We start from the raw sequence: 16579 nt of genomic DNA on the forward strand, positions 1-16579 counted from the left end.
TTTTCGGTAGCGGGCGCTACCAAAAAGGCGCACCGGGTTCGCAGAACCCCACGACGAAACTTACTTGCAACAAAGTTGGGTAATTGGTTCACGTCCGCGAAACGTAAGCGCGCCACGGACGAAACACCAGCCCAGCAGTCTTCTACTCAACGACGTGCCACCCGGCACGTGCGACTAGGAGGTAGTAAGTGAGTACCGACGATTTGTTGGCGAACTCCGGTAACGCCGCATGGATGCTGATGGCTGCATCACTGGTTCTGCTGATGACACCGGGTGTCGCGTTCTTCTACGGCGGCATGTCTCGGTCCAAGTCCGTGCTCAACATGATGATGATGTCCTTCGGTTCGATGGCCGTCATCGGTGTCATCTACGTGCTGTGGGGATGGTCCATGTCCTACGGCACCGAGAACATCGGTGGCATTTTCGCGAATCCCTTCGAGTTCTTCGGACTCAAGGACAGCATCACCGACGCGGACGGTAACTTCATCGCCGGTGCGTGGGGCTACCCCAATGTCATCGACATCGCCTTCCAGGTGACGTTCGCCATCATCACGACCGCACTTATCAGCGGTGCGTTGGCCGAGCGCGTGAAGTTCGGAACGTGGATGCTGTTCTCGGGCATCTGGGTCACCGTTGTCTACTTCCCGCTCGCTCACATGGTGTGGGGTGGCGGACTGCTCTCGGGTTCCGAGGACGGCATCGCTGCAAAGATCTTCGGCACCACCGACGACGGTGACGGTGGCCTCGTTGCCGCGGTCCCGCCGATTGACTTCGCCGGCGGCACAGTTGTTCACATCAACGCCGGTATGGCCGCTCTGGTTCTCGCTCTGATCGTCGGCAAGCGCGCCGGCTTCGGCAAGACCGCGTTCCGTCCGCACAACCTGCCGCTGGTCATGCTCGGTGCGGCTCTGCTCTGGTTCGGTTGGTTCGGCTTCAACGCCGGTTCCGCATTTGCTGCCGACGGTTTTGCCGGTCTCGCCTGGGTCAACACCACCACCGCTACCGCCGCGGCAATCCTCGCTTGGTTGCTCACGGAGCGTATCCGTGACGGACATGCCACCAGCCTCGGTGCTGCTTCCGGCGCCGTTGCCGGTCTGGTTGCCATCACCCCGGCAGCTGGTGCACTGAACCCGGTCGGCTCGATCTTCCTCGGCGCAATCGCCGGTATTCTCTCCGCTCTGGCCGTCGGCCTGAAGTTCCGCTTCGGCTTCGACGATTCGCTCGACGTTGTCGGTGTTCACCTCGTTTCCGGCCTGTGGGGCACGATCGGTATCGGCTTCTTCGGTACGTCGACCGGTCTCTTCTACGGCGGTGACTACAAGCAGTTGGTGGTTCAGATCGTGATTGCAGTTGTCGCTCTTGTCTTCACCGGTGTTCTCACTGCGATCATCGGCTACGCACTCAAGCCCCTCGGATGGCGCATCTCGGCTGAGGACGAGGCCCGTGGAATCGACGAGACCCAACACGCAGAGACGGCATACGACCTCGCGTGATCAGCACGTGATTAAAGTGAAATCGCAGCACTTCAGAGTTGGGAAAGGGATGAGCACATGAAGCTGATCACAGCAATCGTCAAGCCGTTCACGCTCGAGGACGTCAAAACCGCGCTCGAGCAGGCCGGGGTGCTGGGTATGACTGTCAGTGAAGTTCAGGGTTACGGTCGTCAGAAGGGCCACACCGAGGTGTACCGAGGCGCGGAGTACTCCGTGGACTTCGTACCGAAGGTTCGGGTGGAGGTCGTGATCGACGACGCGGCTGTCGACAAGGTGGTCGAGGTGATCGTCGAGGCTGCGCGCACCGGCAAGATCGGTGACGGCAAGGTCTGGGTCTCGCCGGTCGAGTCGGTCATCCGGGTTCGTACCGGAGAACGTGGTGGCGATGCACTCTGACCCGAATGGGTCCGGGAACTTCGGCCCTGGTTCCGTCGCTAAGGCGACGGGGCCAGGGCCGGTCTCGTCAGGGGGATCCGATGAAGCCGCGGACCTGGCCCGCGCACGCAAGGCATTACTCAACGGTGGACCCAAGAATCGTCGGCTCGATGCACCTTCGCTGCGACACGCACTGGTTGATCTCCACGAGTTCTGGCTGACCACCAAGGGCGCCGAATTGGGAATCAAGCCCGACTGCGGATTTGCGATTGTTGCTGTCGGTGGTCTGGGTCGACGCGAATTGCTGCCCTATTCCGATCTCGATCTGATTCTGCTGCACGACGACATGGACCCGGCCGTGGTGGCTCAGGTGGCGGAACGCCTCTGGTACCCGTTGTGGGACGCGCACATCAAGCTCGACCACAGCGTGCGGACGCTGCCGCAGGCCCTGCAGGTTGCGGCAACCGATATCACCGCGTCGCTGGGCATGCTGGAAGCTCGCCACATTGCCGGCGACATGGAACTCACCAATTTGCTGATCAGCGGTGTGCGACGCCAATGGCGGATGGACATTCGCTCGCGGTTCGACGATTTGATCGCGCAGACACAGTCGCGGTGGGCGAGCAGCGGCGAGATCGCTCACCGAGCCGAACCGGATCTCAAGAGCGGGCGCGGGGGACTGCGTGACGTGCAGTTGCTCAATGCCCTGTCCATCGCTCAGTTGACGGACGGCATGCCGGGGCTCGGTCCCAATTCGCCTGGCGGCGGTCTGGCATTGGCGCACCGGCGACTGCTCGACGTACGCACCGAGTTGCACCGGGTGGCCGGTCGGCCCCGGGATCAGTTGCGGGCTCAGGATGCCGACGAGATCGGTGCCGCCCTGCGGATCGGTGATCGGTTCGATCTGGCTCGCCTGCTCAGCGAATCGGCGCGCATCATCAGCTATTCGGTGGACGTCGGAATCCGTACTGCCGGAAACTCTTTGCCCAAGCGGGGGTTGTCGCGGCTACGGCGGCCTCCGGTGCGTCATCCTCTGGACGAGGGTGTTGTCGAGCATGCCGGAGAAGTGGTGCTGGCGCGCGATGCTCGGCCCAAGAAGGATTCAGGGTTGATCATGCGCGTTGCGGCGGCTGCCGCAACCGGTGGGATGCCGATCTCGGCGTCGACGCTCAATCGCTTGGCGGACAACGCTCCTGAGCTGCGTGAGCCATGGCCCAAGAATGCGGTCAACGATCTGCTGGTGTTGTTGGGATCGGGTTCTCGCGCGGTGCCGGTCATCGAAGCTCTTGATCGCACCGGATTGTGGGGGCGATTGCTGCCGGAGTGGGGCACGATTCGGGATCTACCACCGCGTGACGCTGTCCATACCTGGACCGTCGATCGGCACCTCGTCGAAACAGCCGCATACGCAAGTGGATTCACGACGCGAGTCGCTCGCCCGGACCTGCTGATGCTCGGTGCGTTGATTCACGACATCGGCAAGGGGCGCGGCGGCGATCACAGTGTGGTCGGTGCGGAATTGGCCACGGCCATCGGAAACAGGTTGGGGCTGTGGCCTTCCGACGTCGCAATGCTGTCCGCGATGGTCCGGTATCACCTGCTGTTGCCCGAAACGGCGACGCGACGCGATCTGGACGATCCGGCGACGGTGCAGGGGGTGGTCGATTCGCTGGGCGCTGACGGAACGCTGCTCGACCTTCTTCATGCGCTCGCCGAAGCGGATTCTCTGGCAACGGGTCCGGGTGTGTGGGGCGATTGGAAATCGTCGTTGATCGGTGAACTTGTTCGTCGATGCCGCTTGCTGATGGCGGGGGAGGAGCTACCCGCTCCGGATCCCCTCGATCCCGAGCAGTTGTCCATCGCGGAGGACGGCGGTGTTCACGTGTCGTTGTCTCCGGCTGAGAACGCGCATACGTACGTGGTCACGGTCATTGCTCCGGACGCACCGGGCCTGTTGTCACGGGCCGCGGGGATTCTTGCGTTGTCGTCGCTACGGGTGCATTCGGCTTCGCTCGGCGCCCACGCGGGATCTGCGGTCAACTCGTTTGTCGTGACTCCGCGTTTCGGGGCGCCGCCGCAAGCCGCGCTGCTACGACAGGAGTTGATTCGCGCATCCGAGGGTGAGCTGAACCTGCTCGAGCTACTCGACGCCAAGGAAGAGGAAGCTCGGGCGCAACAGTGGGAAGATCCGATTGCGCTCAGCAAGAGTTCGGCGATCCCGGTTCTGTACGCACAGGCACCGCCGCGAGTGATCTGGTTCGATTCGCCTGGTGAGGGTCAAGCGATCCTCGAGGTACGCACCGAGGATCGCGTCGGACTGCTGTGTCGTCTCGCCGCAGCTCTCGAACGCAGCGGCGCCGACATCAGGTGGGCAAAAGTCGCGACCCTGGGTTCGTCTGTCATCGACTCGTTCTGCCTCGACTTCGGCGGCGCCGATTCGCGGGCGAGTCGTGAGCGTGTCGAGGCCGCCGTTCTGGGTGTTGTGCCGCTGCCGCAGCCGGAGAAAAAGCCGCAGTAGCGACACGCCTGAAAGCACCTACGTCCGCATCGGCTGGGATCGATGCGGACGTAGCGGCTAGGCTGGTGCCCGAGAATATCCACGGCAAACTCGCACGACCTTCAGGAGCGCACTCGGTGTTCGAATCCCTTTCCGACAGATTGACCGGATCTCTCAAGGATCTGCGTGGTAAGGGTCGTCTGTCCGGCGCCGATATCGACGCGACCGCCCGTGAGATCCGCCTCGCACTTCTCGAGGCCGACGTTGCGCTGCCCGTCGTGCGCAGCTTCATCGCCAAGATCAAGGAACGCGCCAAGGGCGCCGAGGTATCCGGCGCTCTGAACCCGGCCCAGCAGGTCGTCAAGATCGTCAACGAGGAACTTGTTCAGATCCTCGGCGGTGAAACCCGTCGGTTGCAGTTCGCGAAGAACCCGCCGACGGTCATCATGCTGGCCGGTCTGCAGGGTTCCGGTAAGACCACCCTCGCCGGCAAGCTGGCCAAGTGGCTCAAGGATCAGGGGCACACGCCTCTGCTGGTCGCGTGTGACCTTCAGCGTCCCGGCGCCGTCACGCAGTTGCAGATTGTCGGCGAACGCGCCGGTGCCGCCGTCTTCGCACCGCATCCGGGTACATCCATCGGCGGCGGCGAGAACGCACTCGGCGTCTCCGCTGCCGACCCCGTCGAGGTAGCCCGAGCCGGCGTCGAAGAGGCGCGCAACAAGCAGTACGACGTAGTTATCGTCGATACCGCCGGCCGACTCGGCATCGACGCGGATCTGATGGAGCAGGCTGCCGGTATTCGTGACGCCGTCAACCCGGACGAGACAATTTTTGTTCTCGACTCGATGATCGGTCAGGACGCGGTCAGCACGGCCGAGGCGTTCCGTGAGGGTGTCGGCTTCACCGGTGTTGTCCTCACCAAGCTCGACGGCGACGCCCGTGGTGGCGCCGCGCTCAGCGTTCGTGAGATCACGGGTCAGCCGATTCTGTTTGCGTCGACGGGCGAGAAGCTCGAAGACTTCGACGTCTTCCACCCGGACCGTATGGCCAGCCGCATCCTCGGCATGGGCGATGTCCTGAGCCTCATCGAGCAGGCCGAGCAGGTCTTCGACGCCGAGCAGGCCGAAGCAACCGCCGCGAAGATCGGTTCCGGCCAGCTGACGCTCGAGGATTTCCTCGACCAGATGATGGCTGTCCGCAAGATGGGCCCGATCGGCAACCTTCTCGGCATGCTGCCCGGCGCCGGCGGAATGAAGGACGCTCTGGCCAACGTCGACGAGAAGCAACTCGACCGTATCCAGGCGATCATCCGCGGTATGACGCCCGCCGAGCGTGAAGACCCCAAGATCATCAACGCGTCGCGTCGTCTGCGCATCGCCAACGGTTCGGGTGTCAAGGTCTCCGACGTCAACCAGTTGGTCGACCGGTTCTTCGAGGCCCGAAAGATGATGGCCGCCATGGCCGGTCGCATGGGCATGCCCGGCGCCCGTAAGCAGGTGCGCAGCAAGAAGGGCAAGAAGGGCAAGAAGGGCGGCAAGGGTCCGACGCAGCCCAAGATGCGCGGAGGGTTCCCCGGTATGGGCGGATTCCCGGGTATGCCAGGCGGCATGCCTGCCGGAATGCCTGACCTGTCGAACATGCCCAAGGGACTCGACCAGTTGCCGCCAGGACTCGAAGGCATCGACCTGTCGCAGCTCAAGCTGCCCAAGAAGTAGACGCGTGAACGCCCTCCATCTGCGGGGCAGCGGTCTGCCCGATGCTGCGCCCATCGAACTGTGGGTTGTCGACGGCCGGATCACTTACGAACCGGTCTCCGGCGCCGAGACGATCGTCGATGCGGGGTGGATCACTCCCGGTCTTGTCGACGCACATTGCCATGTCGGTATCCGCTTCGGCGGGGGCGGCGGCGAGACCGTCGACGGTTTGATCACCCAGGCCGAGACCGAGCGCGACGCCGGTGTCCTGCTGTTGCGTGACGCGGGATCACCCGTCGATACCCGATTCATTGACGGTCGGGACGATCTTCCCCGGATCATCCGCGCGGGTCAGCACATCGCTGCGCCCAAGCGGTACATCCCGGGGTTGCCCGTCGATCTCGAAGACGAATCGCAGTTGCCCGACGAGGTCGTGCGGCAGGCCAGGGCCGGTGACGGCTGGGTCAAGCTCGTCGGCGACTGGATCGACCGCTCTGTCGGCGACCTCGCGCCGCTGTGGAGCGACAAGATCCTGGTGGAAGCTATTGCGGCGGCTCACGCCGAAGGCGCCAAGGTCACGGCCCACGTTTTTGCCGAGGACGCACTTCCCGGACTGATCAACGCCGGTATCGACTGCATCGAGCACGGCACCGGATTGACCGACGAGACCATCGAGTTGATGGTTGCTCACGGCACCGCACTGGTGCCGACGCTGATCAACATCGCGACGTTCCCCGGCATCGCCGACTCCGCGACGCGGTACCCGATCTACGCGGCCCACATGCGCGATCTGCACTCTCGGCGCCATCGGACGATCGGTGCGGCGCACGAAGCAGGTATCCCGATCTACGCCGGCACGGATGCCGGGGGATCGATCCTGCACGGCCGGATCGCCGACGAGGTGGCTGAACTGCAGATCGCCGGTATGTCGTCACACGACGCGCTCGGTGCGGCCTGCTGGGACGCCCGCACCTGGCTGGGCGGATCCGGATTGGTCGAGGGAGCGCCCGCTGACCTGGTGGTATTCGACGAAGATCCTCGGGGAAACACCGCTGTACTGGCGAAGCCCGCCCACGTCGTGCTTCGCGGCAATGTAATCGCCCGATAACGCTTGCCTGGATTTCATCCACAAGTCGGTATCTGGCACAATGGACGACTGTTCGTCGCAAACGGTTACGTACCGCTGCGACGGTCACAGGTTAGAGGCAAAACCGGGCCCCCAAATTCGTGGGGGTTGCTGAATTGCACGTGACACGCGCCGCACTGTTGTGCGCGCTGAAGGAGTACCGCAGCCATGGCTGTCAAGATCAAGCTCACCCGCCTCGGCAAGATCCGCAACGCTCAGTACCGCGTTGTCATCGCCGACTCCCGCACCCGTCGTGACGGCCGTGCGATCGAGACCATCGGCAAGTACCACCCCAAGGAAGAGCCGTCGCTGATCGACATCGATTCCGAGCGCGCTCAGTACTGGCTGTCCGTGGGCGCCCAGCCCACCGAGCCCGTCGAGGCTCTCCTCAAGATCACCGGTGACTGGCAGAAGTTCAAGGGCCTCCCGGGCACCGAAGGCACCCTGCGTGTCAAGGAAGCCAAGCCCTCCAAGCTCGAACTGTTCCAGGCTGCACTCGCGCAGGCCGAGAACGAGCCGGTTGCAGAAGCAATCACCCCCAAGAAGAAGAAGGCTGCCAAGGCAGACGAGGCCAAGGCAGACGACGCCGCAGCTGACGCCGAGGCTCCCGCTGCAGACGCCGAGGCTGCTGACAAGTGAGTGCCGTCGTCGCTGATGCGGTAGAGCATTTGGTTCGCGGCATTGTCGCCAATCCTGACGACGTACGCGTCGAACTGATGACCGGACGCCGTGGACGTACCGTCGAGGTGCACGTGCACCCCGACGATCTCGGCAAGGTCATCGGCAGGGGCGGCCGCACCGCGACCGCTCTGCGTACCCTGGTCTCCGGTATCGGTGGCCGTGGCATTCGCGTCGACGTCGTCGACACCGATCAGTAGACGGCAGTAACTCGAGTGGAACTCGTCGTCGGTCGTGTCGCGAAGTCGCATGGCATCAAAGGTGAACTGGTCGTAGAGGTTCGTACTGACGAACCTGAAGAGCGCTTTGCCGTTGGAACTGTGCTGCGTGGGCATAAGCCACGCGAGTCCACTAGCAAGTCCTACACAGTAGAAGCCGCCCGGGATCATTCCGGGCGGCTCCTGCTGCGTCTCGAAGGCGTCAACGATCGCGGTGAGGCAGATGCCTTGCGTGGCACGTTGTTTGTCATCGACAGCAGTGAACTCGAACCGTCCGACGATCCGGACGAGTTCTACGATCACGAACTCGAAGGACTGAAGGTCGTTCTGGCCGACGGTACCGAGGTGGGTTCTGTGATCGAGGTATTGCACTCCGCTGCAGGCGAATTGCTTTCCATTCGCCGCACCGGTGAGACATCCGGTGAGTTGCTGATCCCGTTTGTCGCCGCCATCGTGACCAAGGTGTCGATTGCCGACGGTCTGGTCGAGATCACGCCTCCCGAGGGTCTGCTGGACCCTGATTTCGGTGACAAGTCGAACAGCGACAGCGACAGCGACAAGTCTAACTCCGATAGCGACTGATCGATTCATGCGTCTCGACGTCGTCACCATTTTCCCCGAGTACCTCGAACCGCTTCGTGCCGCCTTACTGGGCAAGGCAATCGAACGTGGCTTGATCTCGGTCGACGTCCACGATCTGCGTTCGTGGACCCATGACGTACACAAGGCCGTCGACGATTCCCCGTATGGCGGGGGACCGGGCATGGTCATGAAACCCACCGTGTGGGGTCCCGCCCTCGACGACGTCCTCGGACGCTCCGATTCTTCCGGCCCGGATGATGCCGACACCATTCTGGTGGTGCCAACTCCCGCCGGTGTTCCCTTCACTCAGGCAACAGCACATCGCTGGTCGAAGGCGCACCATCTTGTGTTTGCGTGCGGTCGGTACGAAGGCATCGACCAACGTGTCTTCGACGACGCGGCCAAGCGGGTGCGCGTCGAAGAGGTCAGCATCGGCGATTACGTCCTGATCGGCGGCGAGGCAGCTGTCCTCGTTATGGTGGAAGCCGTAGTTCGCTTGATGCCCGGTGTACTCGGCAATCAGCTGTCGCACCAAGAGGATTCGTTCTCCGACGGTCTCCTCGAAGGGCCCAGCTACACCCGTCCGGCGGTCTGGCGCGACCTCGAAGTTCCTCCCGTCCTGCTGTCCGGCGATCACGCGAAGATCAAGGCATGGCGCCATGAGCAGTCGCTGCAGCGCACCACCGAACGTCGGCCGGATCTACTGCCCTAGCTGTTTCGCTTCAGCCAGGTGACGCTTGCGCCGTTGTCGAACACTTCATTGGCCGTAGGCGTGAAAAGTATCGGCTCGAATGTTCCGGCGATCATCGGTATTCCCGCACCCGCAATGACTGGGTACCTCTTGACGATCAATTCGTCGATCTCCGGCAGCAGTTCCCCGGCAAGTATTCCGCCGCCGCACAGCCAGATATCTTGCCCTTCTTCAGTTTTGAGCTCCTGGATCTTCGCTGACGGGTCGGTCCGCACAAGGTTGACTGCCGGATCGTCGATATCCGGGAGCGTTGTCGATACGACGTATTGCCGAAGGTGCGCGTATGGACTGCTCACGCCGACGCTTCGTGCAGGCTCGTAGGAACCGCGGCCCATGAGGACGGTGTCGAAAACCCTGTTCGGCGGGTTGCCCATTCCGACGTGTGGCCGGATGTGCGTGGGTACCGTTTCCGGGTAACGCTCGTTCATCGACGCGGTCATCTGATCGGAGAGCGGAAAGAAATCGAACTCTCCTCCGGGGCCCGCGATGTATCCGTCCAGCGTCGTTCCGACGTAGTACACAAGCTTGCGCATGTACAACTCCGTTCGTAGTACTCTGTTTGTAGTGGTTTAAATTTAGGGTCGTGACAGGAGCGGTGTCAAGTGCGAAAGAACCCGGAACGCCGACTGGCGCTGATCGATGCGGCAATCGAGGTACTGGCACGAGAGGGCGCTAGAGGCTTGACATTTCGAGCCGTCGATACGCAGGCGGCCGTGCCGAACGGGACTGCGTCGAACTACTTCGCAAATCGAGACGACCTGCTCACTCAAACCGGTGGCCGGATCTACGAGCGACTGATACCGGACAACCTCGAGGCGATGATCGATCCCGTCAACGGCACCGATCGTGAACGACTGGTGACGCTCATGCTCGAAGTGGTCGAACGGGTCACCTCATTCGGAACGGGGTTCCTCGCGCTCATGGAGTTGCGTCTCGAGGCGACGCGTCGACCGGACCTTCGAGCGGTTCTGACGGACCGCATCCGAGAAGACTTCGAACTCAACGTCGCCAACCACCTGGCCTCGGGAGTGCCAGGTGATGCGATGACCGTTCGACTGCTCTACATGTCGTTGAACTGGCTGGTTCTCGATCGGCTCACCCTGCCGAATCTTTTCGGACAGGAGGACGTTCGTGCGGTCGTCGAGGCGGCTGTGGATCGAGCGTTGCCGCCACATCGGTAGCCGGTCAGTGGTTGTCGGTGCTCCGCCGGAACGAGAAGTATCGATGCCCCAGAAAACTCACGCCGGCCACAATCAGCATCACCACGGCCTGTGCCGGTAGCGGTGGTGCATGGAGGACGGACACCGCAAAAGTTCCCAGGATCAGATTCAGTACGAGCCCACCGGAATTGACGACGATGAACGCCCCGAGGTCGCGGGCGACGTGTCCCCGGACGCGGAAGACCAAAGTCCGGTGCAGTACAAACGCGATCAGGACGCTGATGCTGTAGGAACCGATCAGGGCGACCGGGTAGAGGTTGTCATTGCCCAATGCGAGCATCCAGATGACGAACAGCCCGTATCCGATGGCTGTATTGGCCACTCCCACAACGGCAAACGCGATGGGCTGATGTTTCACTATCCGCAGCAGCGGGCCCGGGTCGGCTACCGGGGCGGTGTCCTCGCTCACGATACGTTGTTCGCTGCGTTGTCGATCCGGTCGCGTCGACGCCCACGCAGATACATCCATTCGAGTACGCCGAGACCGAGAATTCCGGCGACCATCGACGCGCCGCCGATCTTCCATCCCGGCGGACGCCAGGTGAGAACAAGCTCCGCGTCCTGGGTTCCGGCTGGAACATCCACGGTGACAAAGGACTTCGCAACAACGTCGATGGGAACAGATTCGCCGTTCAAGGTGGCGCGGTAGCCAGGCCAGCCGAGACGGGCGAAGACGACCTTTCCGCCGGCGTTCGAGCTGACCCGAAGAGTGCTCGACATGTTCGTCTCCGCGACCGACGTCGCTTCCACCCCTTGGGTGTGCGAGATTCGGCCGTTGCGGGTGGAGACCGGACCATCAACGCGTTCGAGTACCGAGATGTAGTCCTCGTGGCCGGGGTAGTCGACCCATTTCCAGCCGTCGGGGGCCGGTTGTCTACGCGCATCGGGATACAACGCGTTCTGCAGAACCACGCGGTCGACGTTCATGAGATCGACCAATGTGCGGCCGGTTTCGGGTTCGACGGCGAAGACCCGTGCGAACGCGTCGGGGCACACGCTCATGTCCCATCGCATACACAGGAGATTGCCGAAGTAGTAGTGCCCGTTGGGGGTGTAACCGCTGGTATAGGTGAGTTCGAGATCCTTCGGATAATTGCCGAAGGCGAGTGAGCCGTACGCGCCGTCGAGGGTGCGTTGGTCGGGGGTGATGAGCGCGCGATCGGCGAGTTGCAGTGTTGTTCCGTCGAACTCGGGGAAGGCCTCTTTCATATCCGAACGGGACTCCGGCAGGTTCCAGCTCATCGGTGTCGGTTGCGCGGCGCGAACCTGGGCGTAGGCGATGGGGGAGACGGCGGCAATAGCGAGGATGCAGGCAGCGGCCGTTCCCCGAGTGCGGCCGAGCCAGACCATCGCGGCGCCGAGAGCAGCGACGGCGACGGCTGAGATCACGTGCCATTCCAGGAGGCTGGGTGCAGCCGACGCCGAGCGGATCAGGAGTAAGCCGACAAGGATTCCGGCGGCCGCGCCGCGGCGACGCAAGTTGTCGGTAGTGGCGTAGCGCCCGAGGAGGATGCACACCAGAAGTAGCAGTCCGATCGCCACCATCGGGAGCACCCGAGCGGGCCAGCGGAGGGGGCCGATGGTGCTCGGTCCGGCAGTCCACATGAGGACGGCCACCGTGAAGATTCCGACGGCCGTCAGTTCGCGTGCGGCGCCGCGAGCTTTGCCCCAGTCGATGAACGCAAGCGCAGGAATCAGGAACCAGGCGATGTAGACCATCGGCATGGTCTGGATGTAGCCCCACCACGAGACGAATGCGGGCATCGTGCTCGGCAGGCTGGCGTTGAGGGATTCCGACCACGGTACGGCGAGGAAGGCGTCGTTCTTGACCTCGGATGCGCCGCGCCAGGTGACGTCGGCGGTGAGCAGACTCGGCAGGTAGGTTGCGAGACCGGCCAGTGCGGCACACGCGGAGACGGCGAGGAGTCGCACGGACGGCAGCCAGCGTCGTTGGTAGACCACTTCGCCGATAGCCACGGCAACGATCATCAGGCCGGATTCGACTGCGGGAAATACATATTGGACCGACATCGCGAGATACAGGAATACAAACGTCGGTATCGGACCGCTCTTGCCGCGGGCGTACCGGATCGCCGACGCCCAGGCCTGCACCATCCAGGCGGTGCCGGTAAAGGCCGTCATCCAACTGGCCTCGTCGAAGAACAGCAGGAAACCGGTGAAGGGAATCGAGACGCCGGCTACGGCCGCCCACGCTGGCTTGGAGCCGTATTCGAGGCAGATCCGAAATACACCGAGGCCGAGGATGATCGCGAAGATCAGCTTGACCAGCGTTGCGTACAACGCGAGGTTGTCGAAGGACGGCGCTATCAGGTCGATCAGCAGTTGTGGTGGGTTGAGAAGGCCGGCTTCCTCGATGGCGTAGTTCCCGGCCATCCAATTCTCCGGCACCAGGACTGGTAGGTGGCCCTCGCGCAGATTTCGGCCCAACATCACCCACAACGGGGCGTACTGGGACTCGGTGTCATCGGTGTAGAAATGGCGGGCATTTGCCAGGACGACAGCGACGTATCCCGCGATCACACCGACCGCGGTACCGGCACCCCATTTGTACACATCAGCTCTGGCGCGAATGCGAGTTTCCACCACGAGTTCCAGACCTTAACAGGATGGGGGAATCGGGCGGTGACGCGCGCAGGTAAACCGTTGGCAAAGTACAAGAGTCGTACATGCGCGCGTGTTAAAGTTCGCGGCGGTGTGAGTCCGGTCGCACTGATCACTCGACCCTTCGTCGAGTTCCCGAAGGGAGCAGTAAGCGAGTGCACTCGATCTCCGTCGTGGTGCCCGTGTACCAGGGCGAACGCACGATTTCCGCGCTGGTCGACGAGCTGAACACTCTCACCGGTACCTGTGTCACCGCAGGTGGTGCCGAATTCTCGGTCGACGAGATCGTCCTCGTCCACGACAACGGGCCAGATCGCTCCGACGTCGTTCTGCTCGAGTTGGAACGCCGTTTCGGCCATGTGCGGGTGATCTGGCTGAGCCGCAACTACGGCCAGGACGCCGCAACGATTGCGGGTATGGCCGCTGCCCGCGGCGACTGGATTGTCACGATGGACGAGGACGGGCAGCACGACCCGGCGTCGATCAGCGCGTTTCTCGACTCCGCACTGCGCGAACGTGCCGACCTCGTCTATTCGAAGCCGGTCAACACCCGCCCCCACGGATTCCTGCGGAACGTGACGTCGCGCGGCGCAAAGATGGTTCTGGCGACGGTCTTTTCGTTCCCGGCATCGGCGCAATTCGAGAGCTTCCGACTTGTTCGTGGCGACATCGCGAGACAACTGGCGGAGGTCGCCGCAAACGGTGCGTACCTCGACGTCGCTCTGACCTGGGTAGTGGGTAACACCGCCACAGTTCCGGTCACCTTGCGGGCGGAGGGCCGAGAGGAATCCGGCTACAACTACCGCCGGTTGTTCTCTCTGTTCTGGAAGATGGTGTTGTGCAGCGGAACCCGGGGTCTCCGGTTGGTCAGCCTGCTCGGCGTGACTCTCGCGCTCGCCGGAGTGGTCGTGGCTGCGGTGATTTTCGTCCAAGCGGTGACCGGCGACAACAACGATCCTGAAGGCTGGGCGTCGATGATCGTGGCGATGCTGCTCTGCTCGGGTGCAATTCTGTTCTCGCTCGGCCTCATTGCCGAATATCTCGGGGTTGCCCTGCATATTCTGGTGGGCAAACCTCTGTATCTCAAGGTGGACGCACCACGTCCGGGCGTACCCGAAATGGACGGTGTCACCCGTGAACGCTGACCGCATCATCTTCAGTCGGCCCTACCGCGCCGCGAATGAATTGACCAATCTGGCAACGGTTCTGGAATCGGATCACATTCACGGCGACGGCACATTCACCGCCTCGTCCACCGCAAAGATCAAGGCGATCACCGGTGCCAAGCATGCACTGCTGACAACCTCGTGCACTCACGCGCTCGAACTCGGTGCACTTCTGTTGGAAATCGGGCCGGGCGACGAAGTAATCGTTCCGAGTTTTGCCTTCAGTTCCGCAGCGACTGCGGTCGCGCTGCGCGGGGCAACCGTCGTGTTCGTCGACATCGATCTGGAAACCGGGAACATCGATCCGGCCGCCGTCGCCGACGCGATCACACCGCGCACCAAAGCCGTGCTGGTCATGCACTACGGCGGTGTGGCTGCCGACATGGAACCGCTGCTGGCACTTGCGAAGGAACACGGCTTAGCGTTGATCGAGGACAACGCGCACGGACTGGGCGGCACGTGGCGGGGCCGAGCACTCGGCACCATCGGCACCGTCGGCACCCAAAGTTTCCACGATACCAAGAACATTCATTGCGGGGAGGGCGGCGCACTGTTGCTCTCCGACGATGCATTGATGGAGCGCGCCGAGATCATCCGCGAGAAGGGCACGAACCGTGCTCGATTCCTGCGTGGTCAGGTCGACAAATACTCGTGGCAGGACATCGGCTCGAGCTATCTGCCCAGTGAACTCAACGCGGCAGTGCTCGACGCTCAACTAGCCGAATTCGACGCGATTCATGCGGGCCGTCATCGCGTCTGGAACGACTACAGCGAGAACCTGTCCGATTGGGCGAAGAATCACGACGTGCAATTGATGACTGTTCCGGAGGATCGTGAGCACACTGCGCACCTGTTCTATCTCCGGTTGCCGAACGAGGGCAGTCGCGACGCCATGATCCGGCACATGGCCGAGCGCGGCGTTGTGGCACCGTTCCACTACGTGCCCCTCGACACGAGTGCGGCCGGACTGCGCTACGGCCGAACGCCTGCGCCGTGCGTTCGTAGTCTGCAGTTCTCGACCACGATTCTTCGACTTCCACTGTGGCCGATGCTCACAGCCGACCAGCAGGGCCGCGTCGTAGATGCTGCGGTGTCGTATCGCGTGTAGGTCTAGGGCCCGGACGCTTCCTGAACGGGCTTTTCCGTTGTGGGTGTGGAGGGTGACCATTCGTCCACCGTGCCGTCGGGGAAAATGATCTGCGCTACGCCCGTGATGGTGTCGCGGGCGTGGAGCGCACTCTCGTCATTGGTGGCGTCTGTCATCGAGGTATCCGGTATGAGTCCGTAGTTGTCGTCGTCCTGATACTGAATATCCTCGCGCGTGGTGACGGTCACGATGAATCGGTTGTCCTCGCCGACGATGCCGGTGGTCAGATGGACCCACTGGTCGCTGATGCAACACATCCATCCCTGTTTGACGGCAAGCACCGGTTCGTTGAAGAGAGCGTCCGGGAGGCCGAAGCGTTGGTCGTAGCCGTCGGCGGCAGTCGCCGTGGATTCGCGGAGGTGGTCGACGATCAGATTGATCCGATCCGCCCCCAGCCCAGCGGCGTCGTCGAGAACTCCGTCGTAGAACGTGATCAAGTCGCGCGCCGTAGTTTCGGTGTTCCACCACAAACCGTCGTATGGCGCGGTGGTGGAGGTCAACGAGTAGCGCTGCGCGACCCGGTTCACGAGGTCGGATCCTCCGGCAGTGTCCCATAGGAGATTGGCGGCCGTGTCATCGGAAGATTCGAGCATGGCAACCATGAGGGTGCGGTCGTCCTCGCCGAGTGGGCGTTCGCCACGCGAATCTTGGTAGAGCAGATCTTCGGCGATGAAAAGCTTTGCTACCGAGGCTGTTTCGATCTGTTGATCGCCGCCTACCTCGAGATAGTTGTTCGTGGTCCGGTCGAATACGGCAATCGACGCCTCTGCACCGCGATCGAGTGCTGCAGTGCGGGCCTGTTCGAGTCGCACGTCCAGGGCCTGCGCGATCGGCACGTTGGTATCGGGGAAAGGGGAGGTCTCGGTGGACGCTGCCTGGTTCGCGGCCGCGCTGCATGATGCCGCACAAGTAACTGCGCCAATCATTGCGATAACCCGGACGAACCGCGCAGTCATCAATTTCCCCCGGACTCCGGACACGGCGCTGTCTGCCGGTCTTCTTGTTCCAGG

General features: G+C 62.6%; 16 protein-coding genes. 12 read left to right on the forward strand and 4 right to left on the reverse strand.

The features are described 5' to 3' along the window. Positions 1 to 233 precede the first annotated feature (233 nt). The 9 genes from V2B23_RS23870 (at position 234) to trmD (ending at position 9375) form a co-directional block, all read left to right on the forward strand. Positions 234 to 1493 carry an ammonium transporter gene (locus tag V2B23_RS23870; RefSeq protein ID WP_045067926.1) on the forward strand — a complete coding sequence of 420 codons (1260 nt, stop codon included), beginning with the start codon at positions 234 to 236 and terminating at the stop codon, positions 1491 to 1493. Between the two features lie 57 nt (positions 1494 to 1550). After that, the gene (locus tag V2B23_RS23875) at positions 1551 to 1889 is read left to right on the forward strand and encodes a P-II family nitrogen regulator (RefSeq protein ID WP_033236555.1); all 339 of its coding nucleotides are present in this window, start codon (positions 1551 to 1553) and stop codon (positions 1887 to 1889) included. Next, on the forward strand, positions 1879 to 4386 hold the full coding sequence (locus V2B23_RS23880) for a [protein-PII] uridylyltransferase (protein WP_430952561.1): 2508 nt from the start codon (positions 1879 to 1881) through the stop codon (positions 4384 to 4386). Before V2B23_RS23875 ends, V2B23_RS23880 begins: the two co-directional genes overlap by 11 nt. Before the next feature lie 116 nt (positions 4387 to 4502). Continuing rightward, entirely contained in the window at positions 4503 to 6080 is a 1578-nt protein-coding gene (gene ffh, locus V2B23_RS23885; RefSeq protein WP_033236554.1) for a signal recognition particle protein, read from the forward strand. Positions 6081 to 6084: 4 nt separating this feature from the next. Continuing rightward, a complete protein-coding gene (locus tag V2B23_RS23890) occupies positions 6085 to 7167 on the forward strand; it encodes an amidohydrolase family protein (protein ID WP_430952562.1) in 1083 nt (360 codons plus the stop codon). Positions 7168 to 7353: 186 nt separating this feature from the next. Then, positions 7354 to 7824, forward strand: coding sequence for a 30S ribosomal protein S16 (rpsP, locus tag V2B23_RS23895; RefSeq protein WP_033236552.1), 471 nt, complete (start codon positions 7354 to 7356; stop codon positions 7822 to 7824). Further along, on the forward strand, positions 7821 to 8063 hold the full coding sequence (locus V2B23_RS23900; RefSeq protein ID WP_033236551.1) for an RNA-binding protein: 243 nt from the start codon (positions 7821 to 7823) through the stop codon (positions 8061 to 8063). Before rpsP ends, V2B23_RS23900 begins: the two co-directional genes overlap by 4 nt. Before the next feature lie 15 nt (positions 8064 to 8078). Beyond that, positions 8079 to 8663 (forward strand): ribosome maturation factor RimM, encoded by a 585-nt coding sequence (gene rimM / locus V2B23_RS23905; RefSeq protein ID WP_430952563.1) that lies wholly within the window; start codon positions 8079 to 8081, stop codon positions 8661 to 8663. A gap of 7 nt (positions 8664 to 8670) precedes the next feature. Then, positions 8671 to 9375 (forward strand): tRNA (guanosine(37)-N1)-methyltransferase TrmD, encoded by a 705-nt coding sequence (gene trmD, locus V2B23_RS23910; RefSeq protein ID WP_430952564.1) that lies wholly within the window; start codon positions 8671 to 8673, stop codon positions 9373 to 9375. On the opposite strand, the gene V2B23_RS23915 is transcribed toward trmD, so the two are convergent. Further along, the gene (locus V2B23_RS23915; protein WP_430952565.1) at positions 9372 to 9947 is read right to left on the reverse strand and encodes a dihydrofolate reductase family protein; all 576 of its coding nucleotides are present in this window, start codon (positions 9945 to 9947) and stop codon (positions 9372 to 9374) included. The two genes, trmD and V2B23_RS23915, sit on opposite strands and share 4 nt — an antisense overlap. A gap of 69 nt (positions 9948 to 10016) precedes the next feature. Here V2B23_RS23915 and V2B23_RS23920 point away from each other — a divergent pair, with 69 nt between their 5' ends. Further along, positions 10017 to 10595 carry a TetR/AcrR family transcriptional regulator gene (locus V2B23_RS23920; protein WP_430952566.1) on the forward strand — a complete coding sequence of 193 codons (579 nt, stop codon included), beginning with the start codon at positions 10017 to 10019 and terminating at the stop codon, positions 10593 to 10595. 4 nt (positions 10596 to 10599) lie between these two features. Here V2B23_RS23920 and V2B23_RS23925 read toward each other — a convergent pair whose 3' ends face one another. Together V2B23_RS23925 and V2B23_RS23930 are read right to left on the reverse strand one after the other, a co-directional pair. After that, positions 10600 to 11043, reverse strand: a complete 444-nt coding sequence (locus V2B23_RS23925; protein ID WP_430952567.1) for a GtrA family protein — start codon at positions 11041 to 11043, stop codon at positions 10600 to 10602. Next, positions 11040 to 13238, reverse strand: coding sequence for a hypothetical protein (locus tag V2B23_RS23930; protein WP_430952568.1), 2199 nt, complete (start codon positions 13236 to 13238; stop codon positions 11040 to 11042). The genes V2B23_RS23925 and V2B23_RS23930 overlap by 4 nt, the downstream gene beginning before the upstream one ends. 173 nt (positions 13239 to 13411) lie before the next feature. On the opposite strand from V2B23_RS23930, the gene V2B23_RS23935 reads away from it, so the two are divergent. Together V2B23_RS23935 and rffA are read left to right on the forward strand one after the other, a co-directional pair. Continuing rightward, positions 13412 to 14401, forward strand: coding sequence for a glycosyltransferase (locus V2B23_RS23935; protein ID WP_430952569.1), 990 nt, complete (start codon positions 13412 to 13414; stop codon positions 14399 to 14401). Next, on the forward strand, positions 14391 to 15530 hold the full coding sequence (gene rffA / locus V2B23_RS23940; protein ID WP_430952570.1) for a dTDP-4-amino-4,6-dideoxygalactose transaminase: 1140 nt from the start codon (positions 14391 to 14393) through the stop codon (positions 15528 to 15530). The genes V2B23_RS23935 and rffA overlap by 11 nt, the downstream gene beginning before the upstream one ends. Positions 15531 to 15532: 2 nt before the next feature. Here rffA and V2B23_RS23945 read toward each other — a convergent pair whose 3' ends face one another. Continuing rightward, on the reverse strand, positions 15533 to 16525 hold the full coding sequence (locus tag V2B23_RS23945; protein ID WP_430952571.1) for a serine hydrolase: 993 nt from the start codon (positions 16523 to 16525) through the stop codon (positions 15533 to 15535). Positions 16526 to 16579 lie beyond the last annotated feature (54 nt).

Source organism: Rhodococcus sp. 24CO (genome assembly GCF_050586165.1).
GTDB lineage: Bacteria > Actinomycetota > Actinomycetes > Mycobacteriales > Mycobacteriaceae > Rhodococcus_F.